Origin of the sequence: Microbacterium sp. LWH7-1.2 (assembly GCF_038397755.1) — a bacterium.
GTDB lineage: Bacteria > Actinomycetota > Actinomycetes > Actinomycetales > Microbacteriaceae > Microbacterium.
Genome location: NZ_CP151637.1, coordinates 2916497 through 2934900, shown reverse-complemented (window position 1 = coordinate 2934900; position 18404 = coordinate 2916497). Strand labels below are relative to the sequence as shown.

15 protein-coding genes are annotated in these 18404 nt (G+C 71.0%); 4 read left to right on the top strand and 11 right to left on the bottom strand.

Annotated elements, in window-relative coordinates:
* Positions 1-49 precede the first annotated feature (49 nt).
* The 8 genes from MRBLWH7_RS13600 to MRBLWH7_RS13565 form a co-directional block, all read right to left on the bottom strand.
* On the bottom strand, positions 50-2650 hold the full coding sequence (locus tag MRBLWH7_RS13600; protein ID WP_341995328.1) for a penicillin acylase family protein: 2601 nt from the start codon (positions 2648-2650) through the stop codon (positions 50-52).
* A gap of 186 nt (positions 2651-2836) precedes the next feature.
* Positions 2837-4675: a YhgE/Pip domain-containing protein gene (locus tag MRBLWH7_RS13595; RefSeq protein ID WP_341995326.1), complete on the bottom strand. Its 1839-nt coding sequence runs from the start codon at positions 4673-4675 to the stop codon at positions 2837-2839.
* Complete coding sequence (locus MRBLWH7_RS13590; RefSeq protein WP_341995324.1) at positions 4672-5430, bottom strand: hypothetical protein; 759 nt, start codon at positions 5428-5430, stop codon at positions 4672-4674. The genes MRBLWH7_RS13595 and MRBLWH7_RS13590 overlap by 4 nt, the downstream gene beginning before the upstream one ends.
* Positions 5427-6068 carry a helix-turn-helix domain-containing protein gene (locus tag MRBLWH7_RS13585; RefSeq protein WP_341995322.1) on the bottom strand — a complete coding sequence of 214 codons (642 nt, stop codon included), beginning with the start codon at positions 6066-6068 and terminating at the stop codon, positions 5427-5429. Before MRBLWH7_RS13585 ends, MRBLWH7_RS13590 begins: the two co-directional genes overlap by 4 nt.
* Positions 6069-6204: 136 nt before the next feature.
* Positions 6205-7647, bottom strand: coding sequence for an argininosuccinate synthase (argG, locus tag MRBLWH7_RS13580; protein WP_341995320.1), 1443 nt, complete (start codon positions 7645-7647; stop codon positions 6205-6207).
* An 89-nt stretch (positions 7648-7736) separates the two neighbouring features.
* Entirely contained in the window at positions 7737-8471 is a 735-nt protein-coding gene (locus MRBLWH7_RS13575) for a Pr6Pr family membrane protein (protein ID WP_341995318.1), read from the bottom strand.
* Positions 8472-8726: 255 nt separating this feature from the next.
* Positions 8727-9488: a Pr6Pr family membrane protein gene (locus MRBLWH7_RS13570; protein ID WP_341995316.1), complete on the bottom strand. Its 762-nt coding sequence runs from the start codon at positions 9486-9488 to the stop codon at positions 8727-8729.
* Between the two features lie 148 nt (positions 9489-9636).
* Entirely contained in the window at positions 9637-10365 is a 729-nt protein-coding gene (locus tag MRBLWH7_RS13565; protein WP_341995315.1) for a nitroreductase family deazaflavin-dependent oxidoreductase, read from the bottom strand.
* A 274-nt stretch (positions 10366-10639) separates the two neighbouring features.
* Between MRBLWH7_RS13565 and MRBLWH7_RS13560 the strand changes: the two genes are divergently transcribed.
* The gene (locus MRBLWH7_RS13560) at positions 10640-11908 is read left to right on the top strand and encodes a D-alanyl-D-alanine carboxypeptidase (RefSeq protein WP_341995314.1); all 1269 of its coding nucleotides are present in this window, start codon (positions 10640-10642) and stop codon (positions 11906-11908) included.
* Positions 11909-11919: 11 nt separating this feature from the next.
* Here the strand turns inward: MRBLWH7_RS13560 and MRBLWH7_RS13555 are convergent, their stop codons facing one another.
* The gene (locus MRBLWH7_RS13555) at positions 11920-12432 is read right to left on the bottom strand and encodes a DUF1990 domain-containing protein (protein WP_341995312.1); all 513 of its coding nucleotides are present in this window, start codon (positions 12430-12432) and stop codon (positions 11920-11922) included.
* A 116-nt stretch (positions 12433-12548) separates the two neighbouring features.
* Between MRBLWH7_RS13555 and MRBLWH7_RS13550 the strand changes: the two genes are divergently transcribed.
* The 3 genes from MRBLWH7_RS13550 (at position 12549) to MRBLWH7_RS13540 (ending at position 15408) form a co-directional block, all read left to right on the top strand.
* Entirely contained in the window at positions 12549-12764 is a 216-nt protein-coding gene (locus MRBLWH7_RS13550; RefSeq protein ID WP_342002054.1) for a hypothetical protein, read from the top strand.
* A gap of 150 nt (positions 12765-12914) precedes the next feature.
* Positions 12915-14201, top strand: coding sequence for an adenylosuccinate synthase (locus tag MRBLWH7_RS13545; protein ID WP_341995310.1), 1287 nt, complete (start codon positions 12915-12917; stop codon positions 14199-14201).
* A 10-nt stretch (positions 14202-14211) separates the two neighbouring features.
* The gene (locus tag MRBLWH7_RS13540; protein ID WP_341995308.1) at positions 14212-15408 is read left to right on the top strand and encodes a beta-propeller fold lactonase family protein; all 1197 of its coding nucleotides are present in this window, start codon (positions 14212-14214) and stop codon (positions 15406-15408) included.
* A gap of 3 nt (positions 15409-15411) precedes the next feature.
* Here MRBLWH7_RS13540 and MRBLWH7_RS13535 read toward each other — a convergent pair whose 3' ends face one another.
* Both MRBLWH7_RS13535 and MRBLWH7_RS13530 read right to left on the bottom strand, forming a co-directional pair.
* Positions 15412-16530, bottom strand: a complete 1119-nt coding sequence (locus tag MRBLWH7_RS13535; RefSeq protein ID WP_341995305.1) for an NAD(P)/FAD-dependent oxidoreductase — start codon at positions 16528-16530, stop codon at positions 15412-15414.
* 210 nt (positions 16531-16740) lie between these two features.
* Positions 16741-18351, bottom strand: coding sequence for a LuxR C-terminal-related transcriptional regulator (locus MRBLWH7_RS13530; protein ID WP_341995303.1), 1611 nt, complete (start codon positions 18349-18351; stop codon positions 16741-16743).
* Positions 18352-18404 lie beyond the last annotated feature (53 nt).

Sequence of the window (18404 nt, the reverse complement as noted above, 5' to 3'; positions counted from 1 at the left end):
CGAGACCCTCGTCGAGGACGGCTACGTCATCGAGCGCGTCACGTGAGCGTCAGGGCGTGAGCACGAGGGTGTCGGTCGTGGCCGCCTCGACCGCGTCGGGCGTGTACGCCCAGGGCGTCAGCTCGGCCTTCTGCCACGACTCCACCTGGTCGATGTAGTTCGTGTGGAAGGCGTGACCGCTCTGGCCCGTGAGCTGGTTCCAGCGCGAATCGTCGAAATCGGACAGGTCGATGATCATGCGCATCGACGGCACGGTGACGGTCGAGAAGCTCTGGGTCAGGTCCCATCCGGTCGCGTTCACGACAGACGAGCCGCCGCCGACCGGGAACGGCCCGCGGTTGAAGAGCCACTCGAGTGCGGGGATGCCCGACGTGCCGAAGCTGCCGTTCTCGAGCGGGAGGGCGTGCAGGCTGCCCCAGTTCCAGCGCGAAGGGTTGTCCCCCTGGTCGTCGACGAGTCGCTCGTAGGCATCGATGGCGGAGCGCTTCAGCATGTCGGCCATGCCGTCGACGCCGAGCTCGTCGTTGGTCCACCAGGGCGAGGTCTCATCCTCGAGCAGCCCGTCCATCACGAGGAACTGACGGCCCTGACCGCTCATCGGCGCCGAGCTCTCGCGCCCGTCGACGAACACGTTCTCGGCGAGGGTGTCCCACAGCACGTTGGCGTACGCGGCCGCCGCGGAGTCAGCGTCGTTCTGAGCGTCCCATTCGTGCAGGAGGTCGAGCGCGGCATCCGTCTCGTCGTCGCCCGTGGTGACGTCGGCGTAGGCCGCCGTCAGGCGCATTCCGATGAAGGAGTAGTTGTCGGCCTGGATGGCGTTGAGGTCGTCAGCGGTGACCGGGCCCTTCGCGATCGCCCGCTCGATCAGTTCCGTGATGCGGGCTGCGCGCCAGCCGTAGTCCCAGTCGCGCGTGAGCGGATGGGTGTAGTCCTGCCCCGCGATGGCATTGTTCGCGGTGACGATGTACCCCTCGGTCGGGTTGTACGAGACCGGAAGCTCCTCGAACGGGATATAGCCCCGCCACGCATACGTCGAGTCCCAGCCGGGCTGCGGCATCGAGCCGTCACCGGCGCCGCGGATCGGCAGCTTGCCCGGCGTCTGGTATCCGATGTTGCCGTCGACGTCGGCGTAGATGAGGTTCTGCGCCGGCACGTCGAAGAGGGCCGCCGCGCCGCGGAAGTCGTCGAAGTCCTTGGCGGTGTTGAGGGCGAAGATCGCGGATGCCGTGGTTCCGGGCTGCAGTGCGGTCCAGCGCAGGCTGACCGCATAGTCCCCCTCGGGTGCGTCGGTCGGCGTCTCTGTCACGGTGCCGCCGGCCCCGACGTAGGGAGTTTCCGCGATCGACGTGAAGTCGCCGGTGAGACCGGACACGATCGGACCGTTGACCGTGGAACGCACCTCGAGCTCGACGTCGTCAGAACCCGCGACCTTGAACGTCTCGGTGCGCGTCTCGAGCGGCACCAGCGCGCCGTCGTACCAGTACGAGTCGCCGTCCACCTTCTCGAGATACAGGTCCGTGACGTCGGTGGTGAGGTTCGTGAAGCCCCACGCGATGCGCTCGTTGTGGCCGATCACGACGCCGGGAAGCCCCGAGAAGCCGAACCCGGCCACATCGAACGGGCACTCTTCAGTGACCGTCGAGCACTTCAGCTGGATCTGGTGCCACACGCTCGGCAGCGACGCGCCGAGGTGAGGGTCGTTGGCGAGAAGCGGCATCCCGGTGTCGGTGACGTTGCCCGACACCACCCATGAGTTCGACCCGATGCCCTCGCCGGCGCCGCCGACGAGTTCGCCGACGGCTTCGATCACGCTGCCGACCTCCGTCCACTCGATCGACGAGGTGGCGGCGTCCGTCTCAGGAAGGTCGGGAGCTGTGCCGAGCGCGGGCACCGCCGAGATCTTCGGCACGATGACCGGGTTCCGGTCGAACGGGTAGCCGGGGTAGAGCTGGTCGATCTCGGCCTGGGAGAAGTCCGGCGCCATGACCGCGCGCTCGGTCTCGCTCTCGATGTTGCTGCGGAGGTCCCAGGCCATCGCCTTGAGCCACGCGACAGAGTCGGCCGGAGTCCAGGGCTCGATCTCGTAGTCGGAGTTCTGCAGGCCCAGCACGGCGTACTCGAACGAGGCGTCGGGGCCCTGGTGGTCGGCGAGGTAGGCGTTCACGCCGTCGGCGTAGGCGTCGTAGTAGGCGCGCTCCGTGGCGTCGAGGGCGTCGACCTCCTGCTCGGCGATGTCATGCCAGCCGAGCGTGCGCAGGAACTTGTCGGTGCCGAGCTGCGACGCGCCGAACATCTCGGAGAGGCGCCCGCTCGTGACATGCCGGCGGAAGTCCATCTCCCAGAACCGGTCCTGCGCGTGCACGTAACCCTGGGCGAAGAAGAGGTCGTGCGACGAATCCGCGGTGAGAGTGGGGATGCCGAGCGCATCCCGCTGCACCGTCACCTCGGCCTCGAGCCCGGCCGCCTTCACCTCGCCGCTCAGCTGCGGGAACGAGCGCTGCGCCGTGTACGCGACGAAGCCGACCGCGATCAGGGCGAGCACCACGATGCCCGCGAGGATGCTGAAGAGGGTGATCCCGATGATCCGCCCCACGGACCGGCGACGGACGGTGTCGTCGACGGCATAGGGCGAGGGCTGGGGCTTCGTCATTGAAAGGGCTTTCGGGCGGAGGGGGGATACGGGGTTCCGTACACCGCGACATTCGGTGCCGCGTGCGGTCGGGTCGCCGCGGCACCAATCCGCATGCTAACCCCGAGCCGTGCCCCAGGCCGAATCGCGCTGGGCTTTCATCGCGCGACCGGCCCCTCGGGTGTGGGTCCCCCTGTGCCGCGCCCGCTATCCGATGACGCTGGGCTGCAGATCCCGGAGGGTGCGGAAGTGGGTCATCCGGGTGACCCCGATCGCGGCGATCAGACCTGCGCCGACGAGCCAGGCGAGCAGCACCGCGAGGTCGAGCCAGACGCGGTCGGCGCTGCCGCCGTACATGACCTGGCGCATCGCGTCGACGACGTAGCCCATCGGCAGCACGTGGTGCAGGGCGGCCAGCGGCGCAGGCAGCGTCTGCCACGGGAACGTCCCACCCGCAGTCACGAGCTGCAGCACCATGAGCACGAGGCCGAGGAACTGCCCGACCGAGCCGAGCCACACGTTGAGCGCGAGCACGATCGCGGCGTACGTGGCCGATGCCAGCAGCAGGATGCCGAGCGTCGCGAGCGGGTGGGCGAATGAGAAGCCGAGCGCGAGCGACAGCACGCCGAACAGGCCGAGCATCTGCACGCCGCCGAGGAGGGCCGGGGTCGCCCATCCGGCCAGCGTGATGCGGATCGGCGAATGCAGCGCCGTGACCGCGCGCTTGGAGACCGGCTTGACGATGAGGAACAGTGCGTAGATGCCGATCCAGCCGGCGAGGGCCGTGAAGAACGGAGCGAGTCCGGCACCGTAGTTCTGCGCCTGCGTGAGCGACGAGCGCTCGACGTCGACCGGGGCCGCGAGGGTGACGGCCTGTGCCTGACGGGTCGTCGCATCGTACGCGGGCAGCTGGGCGGCGCCGTCGGAGAGACCGTCGCGCAGCCTCGTGGCGCCGTCCTCGAGCTGCGTGAGGCCGCTGTCGAGCGTTGCCGCGCCGTCGCGCAGCCGCGCCGCGCCGTGCGCAGCGGTCGCCGTGCCCGAGGCGAGCGTGGCGGATCCGGCGGCGACGGAGGCTGCTCCCGCCGAGACCTGCTGCGCGCCGGAGTTCAGCCGATCGATCTGGCCGACGGCGCCCTGAACGCGGGTGTCCACCGCGTCGAGGCGGTCGCCCACCGGATCGAAGGTGGCGAGCACGTCGTCGATCTGCGCCTGGTCGAGACCGGCTTCAGCGAGCTTCGCGGCGATGTCGTCGCGCACCCCGGGCAGTGCCGAGATCGCGGACGCGGATGCTGCGCCGATCCGGTCGGCGATGGCGTCGAGCTGCGCAGTTCCGCCGGCCACCTGGGCCGCGCCGTCCGCGACCTGGGCGGCACCGTCGGAGAGCCGGACGGCGCCGTCCTGCAGCTGGGCGGTTCCCGCCGCGAGCTGGGCAGCGCCGTCGGACAGCTGCGACGCGCCGTCACCGGCCTGCGCGAGACCGTCGACCAGGTGAGAGGCGCCGGTGGCGGCATCCGTCAACTGCAGACGGATCGTGTCGAGGGCGTCGAGCATCGTGAGCCCGGCCTCGGCCACGACCTTCTCGGTGATCGTCGCCTGGATGCGCTCGACCGCCTGAGTGCCGATCGTGGAGGCGAGGTAGTTGTTGGCGTCGCTCGTGCGCAGGATGACGTCGGCCGTGCGCGGGGCGCCGGTCGTGATCGAGGCGATGGCCGCCGTGAAGTCGGCGGGCAGCTCGATGGCGAAGTCGTAGCCGCCGTCGTCGAGGCCGGCGTCGGCCTCCTCGGCGGTGGCGAGGTGCCAGTCGAAGGTGCCGTCCTCGATGAGCTCTTGCGCGACCTCGTCGCCGAGATCGCGCGCGGTGCCGTTGAGCTCGGCGCCGGTGTCGGCGACGACGAGTGCCACCGGCACCTGGTCGAGCTGACCGTACGGGTCGCGGTTCGCCCACAGGTACAGGCCGCCGTAGAGGATGGGCACGGCCATGAGCGCGATGAGGGCGATGAGCGACATGCGCGTCGAGCCGAGCCGCCGGAGCTCGGCGAGGATCATCTGGGGGACTTTCGCGCCCGGCCCTGCCTCGCGGGGGCGGTCAGCCTGGGCACGCGCGGTCGGCCGACGCCGCCTCCCGCTCGTTGAGCGAAGGGCGCTCTGGCGCCCGAAGTCGAAACGCCCTGGGTGTCCGCGATGGTTCGGCGCGTTTCGACTCGTTCGTTCCTCACTCGCGCAACGACCGGAGAAGACGCCTGGCCGGCGATCACGAGCACGGCGAATCCGCGCTCGGCGAAGTCCTCGGCGACGGCCCACCAGGCGGCGGGCTCGCCGCCGTGACGGTCGGGGGAGACCAGCACGATCGCCTCGACGCCCTTGCGCAGCACCGCGAGCTCGCACAGTGCACGCACGCGGCCCGCCGGGTCGACGTTCGAGACGGGGACGGATGCCTCGTCCCCGAGGCCCTGCTCGTCGAGCCAGCGTCGCACCGCGACGGGATCGGATCGGCGTCCGGCGAACATGAGCTCCTCGGCGGCGACGCCGGCGAGGGTGACGTCGGGCACGGGCTCCGACACCCCGGGAGCGTCGACCAGGGCGATGCGGCGACGGAGGCCCGCGGCATCCGTCCGCCCGTCCAGCTCCACACGGCCGGTGTCCGGGCGCATGCGGCCCGAGGCGATGAGGCCGAGCACCGCCGGTCGCTGCTCGGTCTCGGCGGCGACCAGCGTGGCGCGGCCGGACTCGAAGGCAGCCGAGGTCACGGGCAGCGCGTGCTCGCGGCGGCCCTTGCCGACCGCGTCGAGCACGACCCTCACGCGCTCGCCGCCTCGGGGGCCGCGAGGATCTCGGGGTGCGCCGCGAGCAGCGCGTCGGCCTGCCGCCACGACAGGCCCGCGATGCTGAGCACGGCGCGCACCGCGAGGTCGCGAGCGGCGGGTGAGGAGGCGTCGATGCGGGTGATGACGGTGCGTGCGGTCTCCTCTACGAGGCGGGCGAGCGTCGGGGCGGCGACGTCGGTGCGGAGCACCTCGGCGTCCTGCCCGTCGCGCACGATGCGCACGACGGCGCGGCGGAGCGGGGCGAGCGCCGTCGCCGTCTCCTCGAGGTGCGCCTCGTCGAGGGCGATCGCCGCGAGCACCTGCACGTGCGCGGCCTCGTTCCAGAGCGCAGCGGCGAGGCGGGCGAGCGCGACCCGCGCGTCGGCATCGTCGATCGACTCGGCCACCGCGTTGAACCGCGTCGCACCCTGCGCGACGAGCTCGCGCACCAGCGCATCGCGGTCGTCGAAGTGCCCGTAGAGCGCTCGGCGCGACAGGCCGGCCTGGCGGGCGATGGCATCGACCGACGCGCGGGGGTCGTGCGCGAGGGCGACATGAGCCGCGGCGAGGATGCCCGCGCGGTTCTCGAGGGCGTCGCGCCGCGGACGGCGCGCAGCATCGATCGGGGAGGTCATGCCTCCACGTTACGTAAGTTGCACAGCGGTGTGCAAGTTATCTCAGGAGCTCAAAGCGGAGACCCAGGTTGCGACCGCGCCCAGGGCGTTTCGACTCGCAAGCTCGCTCAACGACCGGGGGGAGGGCCGGTTTGGTTCAGTCGGTTCCCAGGTCGAACGCGGACGCCTCGTTGGCAGCATCCGTCGCTTCCGCCAGTTCTTCCTGCTCGGCGCTCGGGTGCTCGGCGTGCTCCGTGATCTCGCCGGCCTCGCCCTGCGTGAGGTGGCCGACGAGCTCGCCGGTCGCCCCACCGATGAGGCCCTTCGCGGCGTAGTACTCGAGGCGCACCCGAGAGTCGGCGATGTCGAGGTTGCGCATGGTGAGCTGGCCGATGCGGTCGGTGGGGCCGAACGCCGCGTCGCCGACGCGCTCCATCGAGAGCTTGTCCGGGTGGTACGACAGGCGCGGCGCTGTGGTGTCGAGGATCGTGTAGTCCTCGCCGCGGCGCAGGCGCAGCGTCACCGAGCCGGTGATCGTCGAGCCGACCCACTTCTGGATGGACTCGCGGAGCATGAGCGACTGCGGCTCGAGCCAGCGGCCCTCGTACATGAGGCGTCCGAGGCGACGGCCCTGCTCGTGGTAGGTCGCCAGGGTGTCCTCGTTCAGGATGCCGTTGACCAGGCGTTCGTACGCCGTGAACAGCAGTGCCATGCCCGGCGCCTCGTAGATGCCGCGGGACTTCGCCTCGATGATGCGGTTCTCGATCTGGTCGCTCATGCCGAGGCCGTGGCGGCCGCCGATGCGGTTGGCCTCGAAGACGAGGTCCACCGGGTCGGCGAACTCGACGCCGTTGAGCGCGACGGGGCGGCCGGCCTCGAAGGTGACGGTGACGTCTTCGGTCTCGATCTCGACCGAGGGGTCCCAGAACCGCACGCCCATGATCGGCTCGACGGTCTCGAGCGAGACGTCGAGGTGCTCGAGGGTCTTCGCCTCGTGCGTCGCGCCCCAGATGTTCGCGTCGGTCGAGTAGGCCTTCTCGGCGGAGTCGCGGTAGGGGAACCCGTGCGCGACGAGCCACTCGCTCATCTCTTTGCGGCCGCCGAGCTCGGTGACGAAGTCGGCGTCGAGCCACGGCTTGTAGATGCGCAGGGCCGGGTTGGCGAGCAGACCGTAGCGGTAGAACCGCTCGATGTCGTTGCCTTTGTAGGTGGAGCCGTCGCCCCAGATGTCGACGCCGTCCTCCTTCATCGCCCGGACGAGCAGCGTGCCGGTGACGGCCCGGCCGATGGGCGTCGTGTTGAAGTAGGTGCGGCCGCCCGAGCGGATGTGGAACGCGCCGCACGCGAGAGCGCCGAAGCCCTCCTCGACGAGGGCGGGCTTGCAGTCGACCAGGCGCGAGACCTCGGCGCCGTACTCGAGCGCCCGGCTCGGGATCGCGTCGATGTCGTCCTCGTCGGGCTGACCGAGGTCGCCGGTGTAGGTGCAGGGGACGGCGCCCTTGTCGCGCATCCACGCGACCGCTACGGAGGTGTCAAGTCCTCCCGAGAAGGCGATGCCGACGCGCTCGCCGACGGGCAGGGACTGGAGGACCTTCGACATAGTCCTCCAGTCTAGTTAAGGCGACGGATGCCGCCCCGCGATGCGTCGGCCGTCACGCCCGCCCACCTGCGGCCTCCCGGTGGCGCCGATCAGATCAGCAGCGTGTGGCGAGCGGCCGGTGCGCCGTGCCGCGTCGACCGCTTCGCGCGGTACCGGCCGATGAGGATGATGATCGAGCCGATCGCCAGGAAACCGACCAGGATCACGCCGATGTAGAGGAATGCGGACGAGTAGCCGCCCGCGCCGTGCGGGTCGAGGAACGGGTACGGGTACCACCACGGTGTGGTCCCGTCGGGGTTCGCGACGCGCTCGCCGCGGACCATCGTGTACGTCGTCCAGACCAGCGGGTACCCGACCAGCACCGCGAGCGACCACCAGGGCAGCGCCCGCCGGCGCGGGGCCAGCAGCAGGTCCAGCACGAAGTAGATCGGCAGGACCACGTGCAGCACCTCGGCCGCGTACTTGTCGAGCATCGCGATCCCGGCGGAGTCGCCGAGCGCGATGGCCGACGGCAGTCCGCGCAGCAGCGCGTTGTAGACGAGCCCGAGCAGCAGCACGGGACCCGTGACCGCCGCCAGGGCCAGCGCGATGCCGAACGGCTCGCGGGAGGAGCCCGGGTGCCGCATCGCCCATGATGCGGCCACGAACAGGGTGACGATGCTGAGCAGCGTCGAGACGATCGTGAACAGGCTGAAGTAGTTCGCCAGCACGTCGCCGAGGCCCTGCCCCTGGCGCGCTGCGCGGTCTACGTTGACGATGAACCCCGCGACGACTCCGGAGATACCGGTGAGTGCCGCGGCGATTCGAAACCATGCCCAGTGCATGTCCTACCCCTTTCGACATCACGCGTAGTGCGTGTCGCTTTCTGCCCCGAGCACAGATGTACTCCCGTCGATACGGGGGTGTATCAAACCTTTGTGCCGGCGAAGCGCGGAAAACGCACGCCCGTTCTCCGACGTTGTGCGGAAGCTACAACGTGTCCACCGTTTGGTGGACATCGTCGACAAAAGCCGCGGAACTCCGGGCGTGTCCGCCGTTCGGGGGACACGATTCATCCCCCGTGAACGGCCGGGTCGGTGTCAGTCCGACACGACCGATGAGGGGATGGATGCCGTCGCCCCGGCGTCGTCCGATGCGTCGGCGGCCGCACCTCGACGCCGTCCCCACCACATGACGAAGGCCCCCACGGCGACGATCGCGACCGCGATTGCGATGACGTAGAGGATCACCGACGGCCATCCGCCCGGGTTGTTCGGGTTGAGGAACGGGTACGGGTACCAGAACGGATCACCGCTCACCGGGTTGGTGATGAGAGGTCCGCGGATCATCGTGTAGATCACCCACACGATGGGGAGGGCGACCACGGCCCACAGGGTCCGCCACGGAAGGGCTCGGCGCAACGGGCCGAGGAACACGTCGAGGAGCAGGAAGATCGGGCCGATGAGATGCAGCACCTCGTTCGACCACGGGATGGGGGCACTGCCGTCCGGCAGCTCGATGTGGCGCAACAGGGTGTTGTAGACGATGCCCGTGATGATCATGTACGTGCTGACGCACGCCAGCGCCACCGCGAGACCGCGGGGCTCAGCATCCGTGTTCTGACGCCGCCCCATGAAGAGGTACCAGAGCGCGATCCAGGCGAGCACGACCGCGGCGGCGGCGTTCGAGAGGATCGTGAAGAAGCTGAAGAAGTTCGCGATCGTGGTGGGGACGTCGCGGCCGAGCTCGACGGCCGTGCCGATCGATTTCGTCAGCTGCGCCGCGATCGCCGCGATCGTCAGCGCCGCCATCGCCAGTCGCAGCACCGTCCAGGTCGTCGCCCATCCCCGCGTGCGCGTCATGGGGTCACCATATCGAGTGGGGGGTGTCGCGATGCGTCAGGGTGTGACTGCGCGTGGCGGGGGTCGGCGCGCGGCCGACGAGCGGCCGACGAGCGGATCCCCTCCGACGCGCTGCACTTCTCGGCGCGCGTCACGGGATGGAGCCAGGTCAGCCGGACTCTGATGAACGCCGCAGCACGATCGCCGCCGGCATCCGCCTCACGATCGGACGGAACATCGGCTTCGCGAGAGCTGCCGCCTCTGCCGGTTCGATGATGCGCGGCGACGACGTCGCGTGCGTCGCGCCCGACCACGTGACGTCGGCCGACCCCGCCGCGACGACGTTGCGCGCCCAGTTCGTGTCCCGTCCCCACGGCAGGCCGATCAGCACCAGCGCCGGATCCACCGTGGGCACCACCGCGACCGGAGTGGCGTACTCCGCACCGCTCTTGCGGCCTCGATGGTGCAGGACCGCCCACAGCGGCAACCAGCGGCGTCCGGCCAGTGCGATCGCGATCGGTTCTGTCAACTTCACGAGGGCGCGCGGCGGTCCCGAGCCACCTGCCGAGAGCCCGCTCGCGAATCCCCGAAGGCCGGTCCCACCCGCCAGCACGTCGCCGAAGTGGTACGAGATCGTCGCGGCCATCGCGACCGCCCCGACGGCCGTCCCGACGGCTTCGCCCCGGGAACGGATGCCTTTTCGCAGCAGCAGCGCACCCGCGATCGCGTTGGCGGCGCTCCACGCGACGTTCACCCGCGGGGACGACAGGCCCACACCGGGAGGATCGGCGAACGGACTGGGAAACGGACGCCCCTGCACACCGCTCACCCCGTGTGGCACGGCGTTGACGAGCAACGCGGCGCCGACGGCGCTTTTGACGACCGACCCGACCGACACGGGTCCACCCTACGATGCGGGCGGCGCTTCCGCCCGTGTGAGAAGCGCGAGAAACCGCGATCCCGCGGGAAAACCATACCGGGCGCGGTTTCCTTCCCTGGAGGTGGTTTCCCGAGCCTCGACCGGTGGTGAGACGGGGAGTCTCAATGATGCATGATGGGGTTCAGCATCACGAGGGGAGCCTCCCATTTCGACGCCGCAGCAGCCCACCGATGAGTTCCACGACCTCACCGAGCTGCTGAGCGACGAGCGGGAGATCCTGGGCCGCCGATGGGTGGACCCGCAGGTACGGCGCCGGCGCCGCCGCATCGGGCTGATCGTCACCGCGATCGTGCTCGTCGTGCTGCTCGGGGTCCCCGGCGGGTACGTGTGGTGGGCGCTGACGGCACCGGTGAGCGCTCCCGTCGTCGAGACGCACGAGCCGCGCGTGACGGTACCCGCGGCTGCCGCTGTCGCGCTCCCGTCGACCGGCGCCTCGGCGATCGCCGTCGCCGGAGGGGACGACTATCTGGGGGCGGACGCGAGCGGCATCTGGGCGACGAGCGGGACGGGCGAACCGCGGTCGATCGCGAGCATCGCGAAAGTCATCACGGCGCTGGTGATCCTCGATCGGCATCCGCTGGCGGACGCCTCGGATCCCGGCCCCACAATCACCTTCAGCAAGGCCGACCACGACCTCTACGACCAGTACTACGTGCGGGGCGCGACGATCGCGGCGATGCCGACCGGCAGCTCGATGTCGCTGCACGACGCGATCGCCACGATGCTCATCCCGTCGGCGAGCAACTACGCGGAGGCCGTCTCGACATGGGCCTTCGGATCGCAGGGCGCCTTCCGCGGCGCCGCGCAGCGGTGGCTCGCGGCGAACGGGCTCACCGGCACGACGTTCGTCGAGCCCACCGGCCTCGACGCGCGCAACACCAGCACACCGGCCGACCTCATCGCGCTCGGCAAGCTCGCCGCCGCGAATCCGACGATCGCGAGCATCGCCGCGACGTCGTCCCTCTCGCTGCCCGGTCCCGGCCGCATCGTGAACACCAACGACCTCCTCGGGAGCAACGGGATCACCGGCCTCAAGACCGGGAACCTCGGTGAGGGCACCTACAACTTGCTGTTCACGGCATCCGTCCCCGTCGGAACGGCGCAGCCGCTCAGCGTGACCGGAGTGGTGCTCGGCGGCTTCACCCGCGCGAACGTGAATCACGACGTGATGGCGCTGATCGACAGCATCCGCGCCGGCTTCCACGAGGTGCCGGTCGCGAAGCGCGATCAGCCGGTCGGCACCGTGACGACGCCGTGGGGCTCGGCGGCGCAGATCGTCGTCTCCGACTACGCGACGATCTTCACGTGGTCCGACACCCCGATCGCTGTGGAGATGACGACGACCACCCCGAAGACCTACAGGGACGGCGAAGAGGTCGGGAGCATCACGTGGACCGCGGGGCCGAACACGGTGACGGTTCCGATCGAGATCGACGGCACCATCGTCCCGCCGACCGACTCCTGGCGCCTCACGCACCCGGGGGAGCTCGGCAGAGGGTGACGCCCGCGCGTTCAGCGGGCGGCGCGGACGCGGAGCGCGCGGAGGTAGCGGCGGCGTGCGACCGCCTGCGCGAGGAGCGGGGCCGGGTACAGAGCGCGCCACTGCCGCCGGCCGGGGCGCGTCAGTGAGCGGATCGTGAGCAGCACCGAGGCGCCGTCTCGGTGCACGACGAAGGCCTCCTCGCCCGTGACCGGGTGGCCGGCGAGCGTCTGGTAGGCGAAGCCGACGCGGTCGCTCCGATCGACGACGGCGACGACCTCGACGGGCTCGCGCACCGACAGCCCGAACGGGTGCGCCATGATCACCGGCCGGTCGCCGGGACGCACGGCGGTCGCCTCCGGAGAGACGGTGAAGCCGCTGCGGGTCTTCACGCCCCACCTCAGCACCTCGGCGCGCGCCCAGTCCCAGACGTCGTCGCCCTCGCCGAGGGTCGTGGATCTCTCCCAGCGCCGGAAGCCCTCCGGGTGCTCGCGCCAGTCCGCGCGCCCCGGTTGCGTCAGAGAGACGTCTTCGCCGTCGGCCACACTCCGATCCTGCCACCGCCCTGGTCGGCGCACCCGAAGCGGCGGCGCGGCGACGGCGGAATCCCGGGCTCTGTCGCGCGCGCCGCGGCGACCCTAGAGTCGGCACCGTGAAGCGAATGTGGCCGTTCCTCGTGCCCGGTGTGATCCTCGTCGCCGTGGGGCTGGTGTGGACCCTGCAGGGTCTCAACGTGCTGGGCGGGTCGGCGATGAGCGGTTCGCCCTTGTGGGCCACGATCGGGCCGATCGTGCTCGTCGTCGGGGTGGCGCTGGTCTGGATCGGCATCGCCCGGCGTCGCCGCGCCCGCCGATCGGCGCGAAGCGGTCGCTTGTGACGGCCGGGGCACCGCGCTGACCCATCGTGACCGGATCAGCTCGATCGGCAACCGCTGGACGATGTCACGGGAGGACTCACGGCGCCAGAAGGCGTGACGAAGCATCCCGATAGGATGGGGTGTAACCGTCCGATAACGGGGGAGTAGCCCATGCCAGGCATCGTGATCGTCGGAGTCCAGTGGGGAGACGAGGGCAAGGGCAAGGCCACCGATCTCCTGGGTGAGCGCACCGACTGGGTGGTCAAGTTCAACGGCGGGAACAACGCCGGCCACACGGTCGTGATCGGCGACGAGAAGTACGCGCTGCACCTGCTGCCTTCCGGCATCCTGTCTCCCGGCGTGAACGCGGTGATCGGCAACGGCGTCGTCATCGACCTCGAAGTGCTCTTCTACGAGCTCGAGGCGCTCCACGCCCGCGGTCTCGACACCTCGCGCCTGCGCGTCAGCGCGAACGCGCACATCATCACGCAGTACCACCGCACGCTCGACAAGGTCACCGAGCGCTTCCTCGGCAAGCGCCAGATCGGCACCACCGGTCGCGGTATCGGCCCGGCCTACGCCGACAAGATCAACCGCGTCGGCATCCGCGTGCAGGACCTCTTCGACGAGAACATCCTGCGCCAGAAGGTCGAGGGCGCCCTCGACCAGAAGAACCACCTGCTGGTCAAGATCTTCAACCGCCGCGCGATCACCGCCGACGAGATCGTCGAGGACCTGCTGTCGTACGCGGAGCGGCTGCGCCCGATGGTGGCCGACACCTCGCTGCTCCTCAACGACGCGCTCGACGCCGGCGACGTGGTCGTCTTCGAGGGCGGTCAGGCGACGATGCTCGACGTCGACCACGGCACCTACCCGTTCGTGACGTCCTCGTCGGCCACGGCCGGTGGCGCGGCGACAGGCTCGGGCGTCGGCCCCAACCGCCTCGACCGCATCGTCGGCATCGTGAAGGCGTACACGACGCGTGTGGGCTCGGGTCCGTTCCCGACCGAGCTGTTCGACGAGAACGGCGACTTCCTGCGCTCCCGCGGCTTCGAGTTCGGCACCACGACCGGCCGCCCGCGCCGCGTGGGCTGGTACGACGCCCCCATCACACGCTACGCGACGCGCATCAACGGCATCACCGACCTCGTGCTGACCAAGCTCGACATCCTCACCGGCCTCGACCAGATCCCGGTCTGCGTCGCGTACGAGGTCGAGGGCGAGCGGTTCGACGAGGTCCCGGTGAACCAGTCAGACTTCCACCACGCGAAGCCGATCCTCGAGTACTTCCCCGGCTGGAAGCAGGACATCTCGAAGGCCCGCACGTTCGACGAGCTCCCCCTCGAGGCACAGCAGTACGTCCTCGCGCTCGAGGCGATGAGCGGCACCCGCATCTCGGTGATCGGCGTGGGCGCCGCCCGCGACGCCGTCATCGTGCGCCACGACCTCGTCGACTGAGCTCGTCCGCATGAAGTTCTGGCTGGGCGGGTACACCGCCGACATGGGCGGCAGTGCGTCCGGAATCGGGATGCTGCTCGCCGGCCCCGCCGACGACGCCTCAGCGGGCGGCCCGCTGGCGTTCGCCGGTGAGGTCGCGACGACCCACTCGCCGTCGTGGCTGGTGCCGCACCCGGGTTCCCTGACCGTCGCCCCGGGCGACGTCGTGTACGCGGCGCTCGAGGCGCGGCAGCAGGTGCAGGCGTTCCGCCGCACAGGGGAGGCGACGTTCGCCCCGCTCGGCGCGCCGATCGCCGCCGGCGAGGCGGTGTGCCATGTCGCGGTGTCGCCCGACGGCCGGTTCCTCGTCGCGAGCTGCTGGGGCGACGGACGCGTGGTCCGTATGGGCCTGGATGCTGCGGGCCGACCCTCGTCGCCGGTGATCGCTGCTGCGGCCGTCGACCCCTACGGACCCGACGGCGCGCCGGAACAGGCGGGCGACATCGACCTTGCGGCCGCCGCCCGCGCGCTGCGTGAGGCCGCCGGCGAGGAGTACGCGCACCTCGTCCCCGACCACGACCGCGACGCCCCCGCCGCAGCCGACGAAGCCGGGGCCGAGGCATCCGTCGCCCGTCCCTCTCGTGCGCACGAGGCGGTGTTCCTGCCGGGCGGGCTCATCGCGACGACCGACCTGGGCTACGACGTCGTACGGTTCTGGCGCGATGGGACCAACGGACTGCGGCAGGTGCAGCAGGTGGCGCTGCCGCAGGGCAGCGGTCCGCGGCACATGGTGTGGCACCCGAGCGGGCACCTGTACGTCGTGACCGAGTTCTCGTGCGAGCTGTTCGTGCTCGCGCCCGCGGCCGACGGCACCTGGAGCCTCATCGGGGGCACGCCGCTCGGCGCGGGGACCCTCCCGGGCGACAGCGCCGCCGAGCTCGCGGCATCGCGCGACGGGGAGTTCCTGTACGCCGGGGTTCGCGGCAGCAACGCGCTCGCGACGCTGCGCGTGCGCGGGGCCGGCGAGTACGTCGAGCCGGTCGCGCTCGTCGACGCCGGGGTGGACTGGCCGCGGCACCACGTGGTGGTGCGAGACATCCTGCTCGTCGCCGGTCAGCTGTCGAACGAGGTCGCCTCGCTCACACTCGACGTGCGCACGGGTGTGCCCGGCCGCGTGCGCCACCGCACCGACGCCCCGTCGCCGACCTGCCTGCTCCCCGTGCGCTGACGCTCACGCGGCGACCGATGCCGCCGACCGCGCGGGCGCCGGGCGCGACGGCTCGAACAGGTGCGACACGACATAAGCGGCATCCCGCTCCATCCCCATGAGGGTGGGCGAGGCGACCGAGTACTGGAAGGGCAGCCCCACGAACGCGAGTCCCGGGACGCCGGTCGCGAGCCCGCGCTCGTGTGCGACGTCGCCATTCCCGTCGAAGGCGGCGGGGATGCCCACCCAGTGCAGGTCGGGCAGCGAGCCGGTGCACCACACGACGGTCGCGGCATCCATCCGCTCTCCGTCCTCGAGCACCGGCCGGCCCTCGGCGTCCAGACCCGTGACGCGCCCGACCTGACGCACGCCGGCCTTGGCGAGGTCGGCCAGATGGTTACGCACGAGGTTGACGCCATGACCACGATTCGCGGCCGCGAAGCGCCGGCCCCGCTCGGTGTCGAGGGTCAGGCCGCGCAGCCGGCGGATGAAGACGCTGCTGACGAGGTTGCCTATCGGCGTGTCGATGCTGATCGGCACCTGTCCGGGGTGGCGGCCCGCGAGCGTGGTCGCATGACCGGATACCGCTGCCTCGAGTGCGATGTCGGTGCCCGAGTTGGCGGCGCCGACGACGAGCACCGGTCCGGGCGCGAAGTCCTCGGGACCGCGGTAGTCCAGCGAGTGCAGCGCGTGGATCGCCGGGTCGAGGGCCGCGGCGAACGCCGGAAGGACCGGTCGTTCGTGCGCGCCGGCGGCGATGACGACGTGCGAGGCGACGACCTCGCCTGCGGGGGAGAGCGCGAGGCGGAAGCGTCCGTCCTCTGTCAGCGACAGCCGCTCGACTCTGGTCGAGAGCCGCAGCCGCGCGCCGATCGCGGCGGCGCACTGCTCGAGGTAGTCGGCGAACTGCGTGCCGGTGGGGTAGTCGAAGAACCCGATGCCCATCCGCATGCCCGGAATCTCCGCCCACCGCCGCGGCGAGAACAGCCGCAGCGAGCGATAGCGCTCGCGCCACGCGTCTCCGACGCGGTCGTGGCCGTCGATGATCTCGAAGTCGACCCCGCGTTCTGCGAGCAGACGCGCGGTGTGAAGACCCGCCGGGCCCGCGCCGATGATCACGGTGTCGAGTGCTGTGGTGTCCATGATGACCTCCTTCCGCTCACGGTAGGAGGGGCCGCCGCCCGTCCGAATCGGCAGAAATGACCAATTCCGCGGGGCCGCAGCATCCGTCCGCCGCTCCGTCTGAGTCGACGCGGATCCTCGATCGAGGAGCGTTGCCGGGATGCGGAGCGAAACGCCGCGTCGGGCTCCACATCTCGGCGCAGATCCTCAATCGAGGAACACGCCGGGGTCTCAGGTGGTGGCGACTAGGTCGTGCTCGAACGCGTAGGCGGTGGCGGCTGAGCGGCTGGGCACGCCGAGCTTGGCGAGGATGCTGCCGACGTGCCGCGCCACGGTGCGCTCGCTGAGGAAGAGGTGCTCGGCGATGCGCCGGTTGGACCAGCCCCGCGACACGAGCGCGAGAACCTCTCGCTCGCGACGGCTGAGTCCGGGATCGGATGCTGCGACCGGCGCCGCGGCCGCCACCCGCTCGAGCCGCGCGAGGTCGGGGATCGCGCCCAGGCCCTCGAGCACGCCCCGGGCCGCGTCGAACTCGAGCTCGGCGCCCTCTGCGTCGCCGATCGCCCGGATCGCCGCGCCGATCGCGACCCGCGTGAGTGCCGCTTCGTACGGGGCGTCGAGGCGGCGCCAGGCGGCCCACGACGCGCGCAGCAGCGGCAGGGCCTCGCCCGCGCGGCCCTCGGCCAGCGCCAGTTCGCCGTCGGCGCGCGACGACAGGGCCCGCAGGTACAGGGTGTCGAACGCCGTGGCGCACGCCGACAGCTCGTGTGCCGCCGCGGCGGCATCCGAGAGGCGGCCGCGGTCGAGTGCGACCTGCACGGCGGCGGCGAGCACCTCTGCCCGCACCGCCGGCTCCACCGCGGTCGTCCGGGCGCCCTCGAGTCCGGCCCACGCGCCGGCGAGGTCGCCGGCGTCGCGCTTCAGCAGGGCCAGGCCGGGCTGCACGTCGAGTCCGAGCGCCGCCGCGCGGCGCAGCGCCTCGCGGGCAGGAGCGGGTCGACCGGTCACGCGATGCAGGTCCGCCGCCCGGTACCAGGCGTGCGCCAGAGTCTCCGGGCGCTTCTCCGTCGTGCAGACCTGATCGGTCGCGGTGGCGGCGGCCTGCCATTCACCGCCGAGTTGCAGCACCCCCGCCCTGTGCAGTGTGCACTCCCCGCGGAAGGGTTCCAGCCCCCGCTGCGAATCGCACCAGTCGCCGAGCTCGCGCGTCCATACCCGTGCCCGTTCCACGTCGCCGCGACCGAGCAGGCTCGCGATCACCGCGCAGTACGCGGGGCCTGCGGCTCGGTCGCTCACGCGGCCGTCGGCGATCAGCAGCATCACCCGGTCGAGCTCCACGATGGCCTCGTCGATCCGTCCCGTCATCATCAGCGCACGGCCCAGGCTCATCGTGGCGAGGGTGAACGCATCGACGTCGGCGGCAGCATCCGCTCTCTCCACCGCCTGACGGAAGAGCGGGACGGATGCCTCGACCCGACCCCGTGAGAAGGCGCCGTAGGCGATGCACAGGGCGTGGACGGCCTCGGTGGCCGGGGTCGCGTCATCGCGGGCGCACAGCTCCATGAGCCGGCCCATCCACGCGCCGCCGCGCACCTCATCGCCGTGCTCGCTGAGCGTGAACCCCAGCCAGAACACGCAGCGAACCGCCGACGACAGGTCGCCGTCGTCCAAGTAGCGCAGGTGTGCTCGCTCCCACGCGCGCACCGAGACGTCGTCGTGGCCGACGAACCACGCCGCCTGGCCCAGCTCGTCCAGCTCATCGCCCGCCAGTGCGGCCTCGCGCGCCGTGAGCTCCTCGAAACGGCCCGTCCAGTCCACGACGCCGGCCTCCCGGATCGCCATGCGCACAGTATGAGCGCGGTCGCCGGCGCCGACAACCCCCGTGCCCGCGGTGC

What these genes read in the sequence shown, in the direction of transcription:
- argG (WP_341995320.1), bottom strand. Translation starts at nt 7,647, where the DNA reads ATGTCGAAGGTCCTCCAGTCCCTGCCCGTCGGCGAGCGCGTCGGCATC.
- MRBLWH7_RS13585 (WP_341995322.1), bottom strand. Translation starts at nt 6,068, where the DNA reads ATGACCTCCCCGATCGATGCTGCGCGCCGTCCGCGGCGCGACGCCCTC.
- MRBLWH7_RS13545 (WP_341995310.1), top strand. Translation starts at nt 12,915, where the DNA reads ATGCCAGGCATCGTGATCGTCGGAGTCCAGTGGGGAGACGAGGGCAAG.
- MRBLWH7_RS13600 (WP_341995328.1), bottom strand. Translation starts at nt 2,650, where the DNA reads ATGACGAAGCCCCAGCCCTCGCCCTATGCCGTCGACGACACCGTCCGT.
- MRBLWH7_RS13570 (WP_341995316.1), bottom strand. Translation starts at nt 9,488, where the DNA reads ATGACGCGCACGCGGGGATGGGCGACGACCTGGACGGTGCTGCGACTG.
- MRBLWH7_RS13530 (WP_341995303.1), bottom strand. Translation starts at nt 18,351, where the DNA reads ATGGCGATCCGGGAGGCCGGCGTCGTGGACTGGACGGGCCGTTTCGAG.
- MRBLWH7_RS13595 (WP_341995326.1), bottom strand. Translation starts at nt 4,675, where the DNA reads ATGATCCTCGCCGAGCTCCGGCGGCTCGGCTCGACGCGCATGTCGCTC.
- MRBLWH7_RS13535 (WP_341995305.1), bottom strand. Translation starts at nt 16,530, where the DNA reads ATGGACACCACAGCACTCGACACCGTGATCATCGGCGCGGGCCCGGCG.
- MRBLWH7_RS13550 (WP_342002054.1), top strand. Translation starts at nt 12,549, where the DNA reads ATGTGGCCGTTCCTCGTGCCCGGTGTGATCCTCGTCGCCGTGGGGCTG.
- MRBLWH7_RS13575 (WP_341995318.1), bottom strand. Translation starts at nt 8,471, where the DNA reads ATGCACTGGGCATGGTTTCGAATCGCCGCGGCACTCACCGGTATCTCC.
- MRBLWH7_RS13540 (WP_341995308.1), top strand. Translation starts at nt 14,212, where the DNA reads ATGAAGTTCTGGCTGGGCGGGTACACCGCCGACATGGGCGGCAGTGCG.